The sequence below is a fragment of the Kitasatospora sp. NPDC034533 genome, from assembly GCF_055575155.1.
The window spans coordinates 33,644-47,063 of record NZ_JBVITE010000047.1 but is presented as its reverse complement, the minus strand read 5'-3'; the positions used below and the strand labels follow the sequence as shown (position 1 = coordinate 47,063).

Genomic DNA, 13,420 nt, shown 5'->3' with positions numbered 1-13,420 from the left:
CAGACATGGGCCTCATCCACATCGAGCTGTTCGCGACCCTCGACCTCGTCGGGCAGGCACCCGGCGGGCCGGACGAGGACCCGGCGGGGTTCCCGTTCGGCGGCTGGCAGGCGCCGCTGCTGAACGAGGTCACCGGGGCGCAGATCCTCGCCGCGTACGAGGGGACGGACGCCCTGCTGCTCGGGCGGCGCACCTACGACATCTTCGCGGCCTACTGGCCGCGCCAGACGGACGGTGCGATCGCCGAGCTCTTCAACAGCGTCCCGAAGTACGTGGCCTCCCGGGGTACGCCCGACCTCCCCTGGGCCGGGTCCACGCTGCTGGGCCCGGACCTGGCCGGCGCGGTGCGGGAGATCCGCGAGCGGCACGAGCACGTGAAGGTGGTCGGGAGCCTGGACCTGGTGCAGACCCTCCTGCGGGAGCGGCTCTTCGACCGGCTGGACCTGTGGGTGCACCCGATCGTGCTCGGCGTCGGGAAGAAGGTGTTCGACGGCGGGGCGGTGCCGATGAACGTCGCGCTCCTCGAACCGCCGGTGGCCGCCCCGCAGGGCACCGTCTACCTGCGCTACGGGCTCGCCGAGGGCACCCCCAGGACGGGCGACATGAGCCTGCCCGACCGCGGCCTCGGGCCCGACGGGGACCGGTGATCCGGTGATCCGGTGGCTACGGTGAAACGCCGGCGGAGTCACCCCGGGTGCCGAGCCGTTCGTGCGGACGGCGCGGCGCCCGGGGGCCTGGGTGCCTGCTACCCCAGGGCGTGAGGGGTGGCCCGGGTGGTGGTCTCACACGGCGAGGGCGCCGCCGACGAAAGTTCGTTCCGGCGGTGACGCCACGAGTTCGACCATCGTGCCCGCGCGGAGGTCGTCGCCGGCGACCCGCGCGATCGCGTCGGTGAGCGCGGCGCCGAGGCGCGCGGTGATCCGGGCGGCGTCGGGGCGCTCGAAGACTCCCGCGCGGACGCCCATGACCACCGAGGCGATCGTGTCCACTGCCGCGCCTCCCTTGGCGAAGCGGCCTGCGGGGACTCCGGCCAGCCGGATGCTCACCAGGTCGCGGGCCCATTCGCCGTAGACGCCGGCGATCGCGTCCGTCAGCGCGACGACCAGCGCGGGTTCGTGGCCCGCCAGCCTGTTCTCTGGAAGGTGGACGGTCAGATGCGGCACAGTGGACCCCGTTCCCTTTGAATTCAAAGCCTTTGCTTTCAAAGCTATCTGGGAGAGGTCGCCGATGTCCACGGAATCGGACGGTCCGGCCGTCGACGAGGCCGTCCGCACCCTGCTGTTGCTCATGCCACGGCTGGTCGGCCGCGCCAAGCGTCTGCCCCTCCCCGCGGCGCTCCAGGGCCTGGACCTGGCACCCCGGCACCTCGCCCTGCTCGCCCACCTGGAGTACGACGGCCCCACCAGCGTCAACGAGCTGGCCACCCGGCTGGAGGTGGCCCCGACGACCGTCAGCCTCATGGTCAGCGAGCTGTCACGGCCGGGCGTCCTGCGACGCACCGCCGATCCCACCGACCGCCGCCGCCGCATCGTCGCCATCACCCCCGCCTACGCCGCACCGATCCGCGAGTGGCTCTCCGGCAGCGCCTCCGCCTGGGAAGACGTCATGCGCGGTCTCACCCCTGCGGAACGCGCCACGGTCATCACCGCGCTGCACGCCTACGAAGCCGCCCTGGAGCAGCCGGGCGACAAGCCCCGGAACGCGCCGCCACGTTAGCGGCATCGAGTGGCCATTCCGGTGGAAGCCTCCCGGGGACCCTGGCGGCCGGGCCGACACGCCGGGCCGGCGGTGGTCGTCGGCGCCGATTCGCCGGTCGCGGCGGCGAGTTGGCGGCGCCACGACATTGGCGGCCCGAGGGGCACGGCCCCGCTCCGGCCGCGAACCGATACTGGGCATGCCGCATCCACCCCACCGCGACCGGCCCCGGGCCCGGTTCCGGCGCGGCGGGCCGGGGTCCCGGGTGGCGCGAAGGGAGCGGGCGTGTCGTTTCTCGGGAACGGTCGCCGACGGGAGTTCAGCCGACGGGGGTTCGTCGGGGCCGCGGCCCTCGCGGGTGCCGGCGCCGCGTTCGGCCCCGTCGCGGTGGCCGCCGGCCCCGAGGGGGCGCGGGCGCAGGCCGGTCCGCGGTCGAGGACGCTGGAGTTCACCGCGGGCACCAACGCCGGCATCGCGCTCTCGCCCGACGGCGAGCGGCTGATCATCGAGGTCCAGGGCGTGCTGTGGGGGCTGCCCCGGGCCGGCGGCACGGCGACCGCCCTGACCGCCCCCGAGCTGGAGCCGACCCGCCCGGTGTGGTCGCCGGACGGGTCGACCGTCGCCTTCTGCGCGTACCGGGGCGGGGGCTTCCACCTGTGGGCCATGGCGCCGGACGGCTCGGACCTGCGGCAGCTGACCTCGGGGCCGTGGGACGACCGGGGCGCGTCCTGGTCCCCGGACGGGCGGCACCTCGCGTTCTCCTCCGAGCGCGCGGGCGACGCGGTGTCCGGCAGCTCGTACGACGTGTGGACGGTGGAGGTCGCCACCGGCCGGCTGACCCGGCTGACCGAGCAGGCGGGGGCCGAGGACTACGACCCCTCGTGGCACCCGGCCGGCGACCGGGTCCTCTTCGTCCGGGCCGACGCCGCCGGCGGGCGGACCATCGCCTCCGTACCGGCCACCGGCGGGCCGGTGACCGTCGAACGCACCGTCACCACCGGCACGGTGGTCTGCCCCGTGGCGTCCCGGGACGGCCGGCTGGCCTACGTGTGGGTCGGCGACGCGTCCGCCGAGACCTCCTACCGGGCGGCCACCTCCTCGCTGGCCGTCGACGGCGAGGTGGTCTCCGGCGACGAGGACGTCTCCCCCCTGCCGCCGTGCTGGACCCCCGACGGCGGGATCCTCTACTTCGCCGACGGCCGGATCACCGACCGCTCCCCCGCGCTGAGCACCGCGAAGCAGGTCCCGTTCACCGCGCGCACCCAGGTGCCGAGGCCGCAATACCGGCGCAAGGCAAGGGACTTCGACTCCACCGCCGAGCGGGACGTACGCGGTGTCCACCTGCCCGCCCTCTCGCCGGACGGGCGCTCCGTCGTCTTCTGCGCGCTCAACGCGCTGTGGCTGATGCCCATCGGAGGGCAGCCGCGCGAACTCTTCCGGGCGGCCCCCGCCCACTACGTGCAGATGCCGTCCTGGAGCCGGGACGGGCGCGACGTCCTGTACGTGTACGACGGGGACGCGGACGGTGACGGCCTGGGCGCCGTGCACCGCCTGACGCTCCGGGACCGCGGCGACACGGTCCTCGCCCGCGGTGGCCGGTTCAACCCGGCGCTCTCCCCCGACGGCACCCGGCTGGCCTGCCAGGACGTCCTGGGCAACCTCCTCCTCGTCGACCCCGCCACGGGGACCGAGAGCGTGATCGCGGCACCCATCGGAGGCAACGGCCTTCCCGGACGGCCGAGTTGGTCCCCCGACGGCCGCTACGTCGCGCTGTGCGACCGCAACCGTCTCAACCACCGCTTCCGCGAGGGCTACAACGTCATCCGGGTGATCGACACCCGCGACGGCTCCGCACGCTCCTTCCTGCCGCTGCCGGACACCTCGGTGGCCGACCGCTGCGACAGCGGTCCGGTCTGGTCGCCCGACGGAGCGTGGCTGGCGCTCGTCGTGGAGTCCGCGCTGTGGGTGCTGCCCGTCGCCCCGGACGGCACGCCCACCGGCGAGGCGCGGCGGATCACCGACGGACCGGCCGACCACCCGTCCTGGTCCGGCGACTCCGCCCGGCTGCTCCACCTCGCCAACGGGCGGCTGCGGCTGATCGGCCGCGACGGCGCCGACCCGCGCACCGTCCCCGTCCGGCTGCGCACCGCCCGCGCCCTGCCGCCGCGCTCCGACGTCACCCGCATCCACGCCGCCTGCCTGTGGGACGGCACCGGCGAGAGCCTCCGCGAGGACGTCGACATCGTCGTCTCCGGCAACCGCGTCACCGCCGTCGAACCGCACCGCTCGGGCGCCCGTCGCGCGGGCGAGCGACTGGTCGACGCCACGGACCACACGGTCCTGCCCGGTCTGTGGGACGCCCACACCCACCCGTACCTGGACACCTACGGCGGCCGCGAACCCCGGCTGCTGCTCGCCTACGGGATCACCGGCACCGCCTCGATGGGCGGCTTCGCCTACGAGCAGGCGCGCCTGCGCGAGTCCGTCGACGCCGGGCTGGTGGACGGGCCCCGCTTCCTGGCGACCGGCGAACTGCTCGACGGCAGCCGCGTCGCGTACAGCATGGGCCGCGCCCACCGCACCGACGACGGGATGCGGCGCAGCCTGGAGCGCGCGGTGGCGCTGGACCACGACTTCGTCAAGACCTACGTGAGGGCGCCCGCCCGGTTCATGGCGCAGGCCGCGCGGACGGCCCACGAGCACCTCGGGGTGCCCTCCGGCAGCCACCTGCTGACACCCGGGGTGCAGGTGGGGCAGGACCTGACGGCCCACCTGTCGGCGACGCAGCGGCAGGAGTACGGCCGGGTGGTCTCCCCCACCGGGCACAGCTACCAGGACGTCCACGAGATCTACCGCGGCGGGGACTTCGCGATCATCATCACCCCCTTCTCCGCCTACCACCTGCTCGGCGACTACCCGGAGCTGGCCCAGGACCCCCGGGTGACCGCGCTGATGCCGCCCTGGGACGCCGCCGGCGTGCGGCGGCGGGCGGGGACGCCGACCACCCAGGCCCAGCGGCAGGCCGTACGGATCGAGATGGACGTCTACCGCAGGATCATCGCCGACGGCGGAGCGCTGACCCTGGGCACCGACTCCCCGCTCGTCCCCGTCGGCCTCCAACTGCACCTCGCCCTGCGCGCCCTGCACCGCTACGCGGGCCTGACCCCGGCCCAGGCCCTGCACACGGCCACGGTGGCCCCGGCCCGGCTGTTCGGCCTGGCGGACGACCTGGGCACGGTGGAGCCGGGCAAGCTGGCGGACCTGACGGTGGTCGAAGGCGACCCGTTCCACGACTTCGCCGACCTGGTGCGCACCTCCTGGGTGATGCGCGACGGTGTGGTCCACCGGAGCGCTGACCTGACGGGCGACGGCGGGCGGGCCCCGGCGGAGCGGCCGCCGGGGTGGGACGAGGAGTGGTACGCGATCGGCGAGGCGCTGCGCCGCGACGGCTGCTGCGCCCCGTACTGAGTTCCCGCACCGGGCTCCCGTGCCCAGTTCCGGTACCGGGCCCATGGTGCGCGTCCCGGGCCGGTGCGCGTCCCCGACCGGCTTGCCCCGGTGCCGTCGTGGGTCCGGCGGCGGGGGCCCCGCGCCGTACGACATGCTCCCGGATACTCCCGGCGGATGACTCCGGGTACCTCACGGGGGCTACGAACGGCACCAGCGCGTTTACATCCGCGGGCCGATTCCGCCACGGAGCCGCGGAACCTAGCGTCGGTCCCATGAAACGCAATCGCCGTATCAGCGCTGTCGCGGTGCTGGCGCTCGCCGCGCTCGTCACCGGAACCGGCGCCGGGTTCGCCGCCACGACCGCACCGCCGGCCACACCGGTGGCCACGCACGCGTTCGAAACCGCACCGGCCGCTGCCACCGCGCCCACGGGGTCCTTCCACGGCACGCTCCCCGCGCCGACCGGCCCCTACGCCGCCGGCGAGGAGGTCATCCACCTCACCGACGCGAGCCGTCCCGATCCATGGGTGCCGTCGTCCGGCCCCCGCCAGCTGACCGTCACGATGGTCTACCCGGCCGTCCCCGGGACCGGGACCCCGGCCCCTTACACGACCCTCGCCGAGGCAGCCGGAATCATCGAGCACGGGAAGATACCGGCGAGCTCCGGCGTCACCCCGCAGACCCTTTCCGGCGTCACCACCCACGCCTTCGACGGCGCGCGGCCGCAGAGCGGCAAGCATCCGCTGGTGGTCCTCTCACCCGCGTACGAGGACCCGCGCATGGTGCTCACCTCGCTCGCGACCGACCTGGCCAGCCACGGCTACGTCGTCGCGCTCGTCGGCCACACCTACGAGGACAACGGCGAGACGCTGGCGGACGGCCGGACGCCGCCGTGCGCGATCTGCGATGCCCCGGCGTGGCTCGACTTCGACGCCGTCGCCGCCGGCCGCGCGCTGGACGTGTCCTTCGTGATCGACCAGTTGACGCACGGCAATACCGCGTGGCCCCTGGCCCACCTCATCGACAAGCACGAGATCGGCATGGCCGGACACTCCCTCGGCGGAGCGGCGGCCGCCGCCACGATGATCGCCGACCCGCGCGTACGGGCCGGAGTGAACATGGACGGCAGCTTCCACCCGGACCCGATGCCCGGCCAGATCAACCGGCCGTTCCTCATGCTGGGTACGGCGGAGAACAACCCGGTCGGCGGCCACGACACCTCGTGGGGGCGGACCTGGGCCGCCCTCGGCGGCTACAAGAAGTGGCTGACGGTCACCGGCGCCGACCACTTCAGCTTCAGCGACCTGGAACTGCTTCATGAGCAGGCCGGGTTCCCGACGCCGCCCCTCGCCCCGGAGCGCGGGGTGGCGATCACCCGCGAGTACGTGACGGCGTTCTTCGACCAGACGCTGAAGGGGATCCACAGTCCGCTGCTGGACGGCCCCTCGCCGGACAATCCGGAAGTACTCTTCCAGCACTAGCGCCACATTGATCCTCCGGGAGTACGTGCGGCTTTGAGCGGGCTGCCGTCGTACGTCCAGCGGTAGGGCCCGGTGTCCTGTTGGTCGTAGGACAAGACGAAGGTGTCGACGGCCGCGGCGCAGTGGATCAGGGTGGTGCACCGTGGTCCGGTGGGGCCGGTCCCGCGTTAGCGCAGGATGCCCGTGAGACCGTCTCCTCCCTTCCGGCACGCGAACGTGCCCGCGCAGCACCGCTCCCATCCGGTGGGCGCGCCCAGCAAGGTCAGTCGTGACCACCGGTCACCGGGCCGCGGGTTCCGGCGCAGCCACAGGCCCACCTGTGGAGCCGTCACGTCGTCAGCGCCTGGAGCGGACGGGCGGATGCGGCCCGGCAGCACGGCGGCGACGTCCTGGGCCGGGTGCCCGAAGAGGTCGACGCCGTCCCACGCCACCGCGCGCGTCGCGGGCGCGCCGGGGGACGCGTCGGCCTCGATGGTGATCTGGGTGAGGCGCTCGGCGCGGTCGGGCCCTCCTGCGGCGATGGTCAGCACGATGTCGCCGAAGGTGGCGACGGTGTTCCAGCTCCGGTCGAAGAGGATGCCGCGCAGCCACGCGTCGTGGGCGTGCCGCAGGTGCCCGTAGTCGGCGCGGGTCAGCGTCATGCACTGTCGTGTCCGGTGGCTGCCGGGTGTCGCCGCGAGCACCGCGCAGGCCTCCTCGGAGGTCATTCCGAAGGTGAGCGTCCCGGCCGCGTCCGGCAGGACCACGCCGGTGCCCGGCAGCAACTCCAGCATCGAACCATTGTGCCCCTCGCGTCTCCTGGCCATGGCCACGGGCCGGACCTCGCGGTAAGCAAGGCCGGAGAGGCCGAGGAGGCCGGTCACCACGGCGGAGCGGGTGCGCGGGACGGCAGGTTCACCACCAGCAGGGCCAGGCCGGCCAGGGTGACGTTGCGGATCGCGGCGTCCAGGCCGTTCCAGGTCTTGGACTGCCACATCGCGAACCACTCCCCGCCGATGCCGATGAAGCCGGCGCCGAACAGTAGCAGCATCAGCAGCAGGCCGAGGGTGCTGAGGCGGCGGGCCAGGTGCGGCCGCAGCCACCAGGCGAGCGTGCCCGCGGTCAGGACCAGGGCGCTCAGCGCCTCCCAGACGATGATCGCGACGTAGGCCGCGTTCTGCAGGGCCGGCGAGGTGACGGAGCGCCACATCAGGTCCTGGTCCTGGAAGGTGGTGTCCATGGCCAGGACGTGCTGGACGAACTGCTGGTTGGTGGCGAAGTCGGTGATGTTCCCGAGGACGACGAGCAGCAGGTAGAGGGCGTTGGTGCCGGTGAGCACGGCCGCGGCGGCGGGCAGCGAGCCGAGGGCGAGCAGGCGGTCGCGGATGGCCCGTCGCGGGCCTTCGGTGCGGGGAGTGGTCGGCATGGCGAAGAGGCTAGGGCCTGTCTCCTTGACGAGCGGACAAGTAGTGGCGTTCCGCCTCTCGCTGATCGTCGTCTCGACCGCGAACGCATCGGCCCGCGCCTGCCGCGTCCAGTGGTCATCGATGCGGTTTCGGTCGCTCATTCGGGTGTCGGGGTGATGGCGTGGGCGAGTTGGACGCGGGAGCGGACGTCGAGTTTGCGGTAGACGCGGGTGAGCGTGGTTTCGACGGTTTTCACGCTCACGGTGAGAGCGGCGGCGATGTCGCGGTTGCTGGCGCCGGCGGCGGCGAGGCGGGCGCAGCGTTCTTCGGCGCCGGTGAGGTGGGGGCGGGCGCCTCCGTGCGCGGAGCTGGGTTCCAGGCGGCGGAGGGCCCGGGCGGCGGCGTCAGCCCAGGGGTGGGCTCCGTGGGCGGTGAAGAGGTCGGCGGCCCTCTGCGCGGCGGTGCGGGCGCTGGCGCGGCGGCGGGCGCGGCGTTCGGTGTGGCTGAGGGCCAGCAGGGTCCGGCCCCGTTCGAGGGGGAGGTGGCGCTGGCGCTCGGCCGCGTCGGTGAGGCGGCGGGCGGCGGTGTCGTGGTCGCCGCGGGCGGCGTCCAGCAGGGCCCGGGCGCGGTCGAGGACGGGCAGGACGGAGGTCCGGCCGAGGTCGGTGGCGGTGCGGTGGGTGTCGGCGAGCAGGTCGTCGGCCTCGTCGTGGCGGCCGACGGCGAGGAGGGCCTCGGCCAGGTCGGGGTGCCAGCGCAGGACGGACGGGTCGCGGACCTGCTGCCGCGTCTCCAGGGCGCGGACTTCCTCCAGCGGTTCCAGGGCTTCCTTCGGGCGGTCGGTGGCGAGCAGGAGGTGTCCGAGGGCGTGGAGGTTGCGGGAGAGGAAGACCTTGTTGTCCTCGTGCCGGGAGGCGTCGATGCCGCGGCGGGCGTGGGCCAGTGCGGCGCCGGTGTCCCGGGCGGCGCCCTCGACGAGGGCTGAGGTGTAACAGGCCGGGGCGGGTGACAGGGCGGTGCGGTCGGTCAGGGCCTGGGCGCGGTGGGCGTAGTCGAGGGCCTTGGCGCAGCGTCCGGTGCGCAGCTCGGCCTCGGCGAGGCTGCGCAGGAGGTCGACGGTGGCCTCGGTGTCCCCGGCCCGCTGGGCTTGGACGAGCAGGGGCAGCAGGGCGGCGCGGGCCTGTTCGGGGCGGTCGTCGAAGAGGGCGTGGCGGGCCGCGAGGTGTTCGGGGGTGGTGTTGACGGTGACGCGTTCGGTGCGCGGCAGTGACAGGGCACGCTCCAGTGTGGCTTCGGCTCCGGGGTGGCCGAGGATGCGCTGGATGCGGGCCTGCATGGTCAGGGCCAGGGCGGCGGTGGTGGTGTCGTCGGCTGTGCGGGCGAGGCCGGCGGACCGTTCGGCCAGGGTGGCGGCCCGATGGGGGTCGCCTTCGTTGACGTTGGCCCAGATGGCCTGGCGGAGCAGGACTTGTGCGGTCAGGTCCGGTCGGCCGGCTGCTTCGTGGAAGGCGGCGGCGAACAGTTCGTCCGCGCTGTGCAGGCGTTGTCCGCTGGCGTCGATCAGGGTCAGGAGGGCGTTGACCCGTGGGGCGGGGCTGGTGTCGTGTGCGAGGACGAGGCGGGTGGCGGCCCGGGCGCGGGGGAGGTCGCCGCAGTGCGAGGCGTCGCGCACCGCCGTCAGGGCCCGTTCGGTGAGGAGGCCGGTGTCCTCGCGCGGGGTGCGCTGGGCGGCGAGGAGGGAGAGTTCGGCGGCCAGCGGGTGTTCGCCGCGCAGCCGGGCGTGGCCGGCGGCGCGGGCGGCGTCACGCGCGGTGTGTCTGGCGGTGCGCGGGTCGGCGGTGTCGGCGGCCAAAGTGGTGTGGCGGTCGCGGCGGGCGGGGTCGTGGCTGGCTTCGGCCAGCCGGGCGTGCAGGAGGCGGCGTGCGGTGCCGGTGAGCCGGGTGGTGAGTTCGGTGCCGATCGCGGAGGCGGTGAAGCGCACCGGCCCGTCGCCGTGTCGAGGGTCGATCAGGGCTGCCGTCTCGGCCTGGGCCAGGAGGTGGTCGGCGGCCGGACCGGCGAGGCGGGCCAGCAGTTCGCGCTCGGGGCGGTCGTCGAGCGCGGCCAGGGTCAGCAGCTCCCGCACGTCCTCCGACACGGTTTCGAGCCATTCTCCGAGCAGCCGGCGGGCCGCCGGGGGCAGGGGTGGATCGTCCTGGGCGGTGCGGTCGTCGGCCTCGGCGAGTGCCAGGGCCAGGGCGGGGTTGCCGCCGCTGCGGGCGTGGATCCGGGCGACCGCGTTCGGATCGGGCCAGTGGGGGGAGAGCAGGGAGGAGACCTGACCCAGCGTCAGGGGCGGGACGCGCACCGCGTGCGCGTCCTCGCCGCACCAGTGGCCTCCGGCCTCCGGCCGCCAGGTGCGCTCGGCGACGATGACGGGCAGCTCCGGGGCCTGCCGCAGGGCCCAGCCCAGCACGGTGGCGCTGGCCGGATCCAGCCACTGGGTGTTGTCCACCACCAGCGTCACCGGCGGCGCCTCCCGCAGCACTGTGGCGGTCAGCCGCCGCAGCCGCAGGGCCAGGGTGTTGCCGTCCGGCGAGGTCGGTCCTGCGCCTGCCTTGTCCAGCGCGTCCGCCAACTCCCCGGCGGAGGGCAGTGTTTGGAGAGCGAGGGCGAGTTCGAGCAGCCCGGTGTGCGGGATGTCGGTGTCCCGCGGACCGGGGGCCAGCCGCAGCACGGGTCGGCCCAGCCTGCGCGCCAGCGCGCCGGCGGCGGTGGTCTTGCCGATGCCGGGCGGCCCGAACAGCACCACCCGGCGGATGCCGTGCATCTCGTCCGGCGCCACCGGCAGCACGGCGCCATGCGTTTCCCCAAGCCCGGTGAACCACGTCGCGAAGTCTTGCATCGGGCCATCGTGCGACCGTGACGCCCCTGCGGTCCAGGACAAGGGGTTGCCCTGATTTCGGCCGCGCTCGGCCTTCCCTAGCCTCATCGCCACAGCCGAGCTGTTCCTCCGGCCGCCGGAAAACCCCCACCCCTCAGACGACGTCCGGCTGCCCTTTTCCCCCTCAACCCAGCTCGGCGGGAGGAATGTGATGTCCCGCAAGAACGCCCTGGCTGCCGCCGTCGCGGCCGCCCTTGCCCTGGGCACCATGACCGTGGTGGCCACCCAGTCCACGGCGGCCCCCAGCGGCTCCGCCGCCCGGCCCGGCACCGGGTTCCAGGCGATGACCGCCGACGCCCGCGCCGAGGCGCTGCGCACCGCCGACCGGGAGGCCGCCGCCGTGGCGAAGTCGCTCGGCTTCGGCCCCGACGAGCGGCTGGTCGCCAAGGACGTACTGGTCGACACCGACGGGGCCCGGCACGTGCGCTACGACCGCACCTACCGCGGCCTGCCGGTCATCGGCGGCGACCTGGTCGTCCACTACGGCAAGGACGGCAGGGCCACCGGCTCCGACCAGGCCCACCAGGGCGCGATCAAGATGGCGGGGGTGACGCCGAAGCTCAGCGCCTCCGACGCCTCGGCCGCGGCCACCAAGCACGCCAAGCACGTCAAGAACGCCAAGTCCGACACCGCGGACGGCAGCACCCTGGTGGTGTACGCGGCCAGCAAGGTGCCGGTCCTGGCCTACCGCTCCACCGTCACCGGCGACGGCGAGAGCGGCCCCGCCTCGAAGGAGGCGGTGATCGTCGACGCGGCCAGCGGCGCGCCGCTGGACCAGTACGAACTGCACCAGGGCGCCACCGGCACCGGCAACGGAGTCACCGTCGGCCAGGTCTCCATCGAGACCACCCAGACCGCCGGCGGCTACACCCTCACCGACGCGGCGCACGGCGGCACCATCGTCTACGACGCCTACAACAGCCCGCAGTCCAACCCGAGGCAGAACGCCCGCGCCTTCTCCAGGACCACCAACACCTGGGGCAACGGCACCGCCTCCAGCCGGGAGAGCGCCGCCGTGGACGCCTCCTACGGCCTGGCGAAGACCTGGGACTACTACAAGAACGCTTTCAACCGCTCCGGCATCCGCAACGACGGCCGCGGCGCCCCCGCCTACGTGCACGTCGACAACCAGCTGGTGAACGCGTTCTACGACGACAACTGCTTCTGCATGTACTTCGGCGACGGCTCCTCGCAGAACGGCAACACCCCCGTCACCGCCGTCGACGTCGCCGGCCACGAGATGAGCCACGGCGTCACCGCCGCCACCGCCAACCTCACCTACTCCGGCGAGAGCGGCGGCCTCAACGAGGCCACCTCCGACATCTTCGGCACCATGGTCGAGTTCTACGCCGACAACCCCAACGACCCCGGCGACTACTACATCGGCGAGAAGCTCAACATGCCCAACGGCTCCCTGCGCCGGATGGACAACCCCGCCTCCGACGGCAACAGCCTCGGCTGCTGGAACTCCGGCGCCGGCCAGGTGGACGTGCACTACTCCTCCGGCATCGCCAACCACTTCTTCTACCTCGCGGCCGAGGGCACCGGCGCCAAGACCATCGGCGGCCGCTCGCACAACGGCACCACCTGCAACAACGACACCTTCGCCGGCATAGGCCGCGACAAGGCCGCCGCCGTCTGGTACCGCGCCCTGACCACCTACATGACCTCCACCACCAACTACGCCTCGGCCCGCACCGCCACCCTGAACGCCGCCTCCGACCTGTACGGCGCCAACTCCCGGGAGCGGTACCTCGTCTCCAAGGCGTGGGCCGCCGTCAGCGTCGGCACCGCGCTGCCCGACCCCGGCAACGGCACCCCGACCCCCACCCCGACTCCCACCTCCTCACCCACCTCCTCGCCCACCGGCAACCCCAACCCCGGCAACGCCCTGACCAACGGCGGCTTCGAACAGGGCACCGCCGGCTGGACCCAGAGCGCCGACGACATCACCAACTCCACCCTGCAGCCCGCCCACGGCGGCTCCTGGTACGCCGCGATGATGGGCTACGGCACCAACGCCACCGAGTCCCTCTCCCAGTCGAACATCGCCGTCCCCTCCAGCGGCAGCCCCAAGCTCACCTTCTGGCTGAAGGTCTCCACCCAGGAGTCCGGCTACACCGCCTACGACACCCTCAAGGTCAAGGTCAACGGCACCACCCTGGCCACCTACTCCAACGCCGACGCCTCGGCCGGGTACGTCCAGAGGAGCGTCGACCTGTCCGCCTATCGCGGCCAGAACGTGAAGCTGGAGTTCGCCGGCACCGAGGACCAGTACCTGACGACGATCTTCCTCGTCGACGACGTCGCCATCGGCTGACCGGCCCTCAGTCCCCCGTGGCCGGCCCCCGTTGTGGGGCGGCGCCGGCCACGGGATCGCCGCGTTCCCTCGGGGCAGCAGCGAACGCGGCAGCCTGCGGCCGACCGTGGGGACGGTCGGCCGCAGGGACCGTCCCACCACCCCGCGGCCCCGGGTCCCGCCGGCC

Annotated in this window: 9 protein-coding genes; 5 read left to right on the top strand and 4 right to left on the bottom strand. The window is 73.8% G+C overall.

Annotation, left to right across the window (positions count from 1 at the left end):
- The first annotated feature begins 5 nt into the window (after positions 1-5).
- The gene (locus ACZ55U_RS27455) at positions 6-647 is read left to right on the top strand and encodes a dihydrofolate reductase family protein (protein ID WP_465530055.1); all 642 of its coding nucleotides are present in this window, start codon (positions 6-8) and stop codon (positions 645-647) included.
- A gap of 135 nt (positions 648-782) precedes the next feature.
- On the opposite strand, the gene ACZ55U_RS27450 is transcribed toward ACZ55U_RS27455, so the two are convergent.
- Positions 783-1,235, bottom strand: a complete 453-nt coding sequence (locus tag ACZ55U_RS27450) for a tautomerase family protein (protein WP_465530054.1) — start codon at positions 1,233-1,235, stop codon at positions 783-785.
- On the opposite strand from ACZ55U_RS27450, the gene ACZ55U_RS27445 reads away from it, so the two are divergent.
- The 3 genes from ACZ55U_RS27445 to ACZ55U_RS27435 all read left to right on the top strand — a co-directional run bounded on the left by ACZ55U_RS27445 (position 1,228) and on the right by ACZ55U_RS27435 (position 6,626).
- Positions 1,228-1,716, top strand: a complete 489-nt coding sequence (locus ACZ55U_RS27445) for a MarR family winged helix-turn-helix transcriptional regulator (RefSeq protein ID WP_465530053.1) — start codon at positions 1,228-1,230, stop codon at positions 1,714-1,716. The two genes, ACZ55U_RS27450 and ACZ55U_RS27445, sit on opposite strands and share 8 nt — an antisense overlap.
- Positions 1,717-1,980: 264 nt before the next feature.
- Positions 1,981-5,163, top strand: coding sequence for an amidohydrolase family protein (locus ACZ55U_RS27440; protein WP_465530052.1), 3,183 nt, complete (start codon positions 1,981-1,983; stop codon positions 5,161-5,163).
- 254 nt (positions 5,164-5,417) lie between these two features.
- Positions 5,418-6,626, top strand: a complete 1,209-nt coding sequence (locus tag ACZ55U_RS27435; RefSeq protein WP_465530051.1) for an alpha/beta hydrolase family protein — start codon at positions 5,418-5,420, stop codon at positions 6,624-6,626.
- A 167-nt stretch (positions 6,627-6,793) separates the two neighbouring features.
- On the opposite strand, the gene ACZ55U_RS27430 is transcribed toward ACZ55U_RS27435, so the two are convergent.
- From ACZ55U_RS27430 to ACZ55U_RS27420, 3 genes are all read right to left on the bottom strand, one after another.
- On the bottom strand, positions 6,794-7,399 hold the full coding sequence (locus ACZ55U_RS27430) for a hypothetical protein (RefSeq protein ID WP_465530050.1): 606 nt from the start codon (positions 7,397-7,399) through the stop codon (positions 6,794-6,796).
- An 86-nt stretch (positions 7,400-7,485) separates the two neighbouring features.
- On the bottom strand, positions 7,486-8,031 hold the full coding sequence (locus ACZ55U_RS27425) for a DUF2165 domain-containing protein (protein WP_465530049.1): 546 nt from the start codon (positions 8,029-8,031) through the stop codon (positions 7,486-7,488).
- A gap of 137 nt (positions 8,032-8,168) precedes the next feature.
- The gene (locus tag ACZ55U_RS27420; protein WP_465530047.1) at positions 8,169-10,895 is read right to left on the bottom strand and encodes a helix-turn-helix transcriptional regulator; all 2,727 of its coding nucleotides are present in this window, start codon (positions 10,893-10,895) and stop codon (positions 8,169-8,171) included.
- A 190-nt stretch (positions 10,896-11,085) separates the two neighbouring features.
- Between ACZ55U_RS27420 and ACZ55U_RS27415 the strand changes: the two genes are divergently transcribed.
- Positions 11,086-13,254, top strand: coding sequence for a M4 family metallopeptidase (locus ACZ55U_RS27415; RefSeq protein ID WP_465530045.1), 2,169 nt, complete (start codon positions 11,086-11,088; stop codon positions 13,252-13,254).
- Positions 13,255-13,420 lie beyond the last annotated feature (166 nt).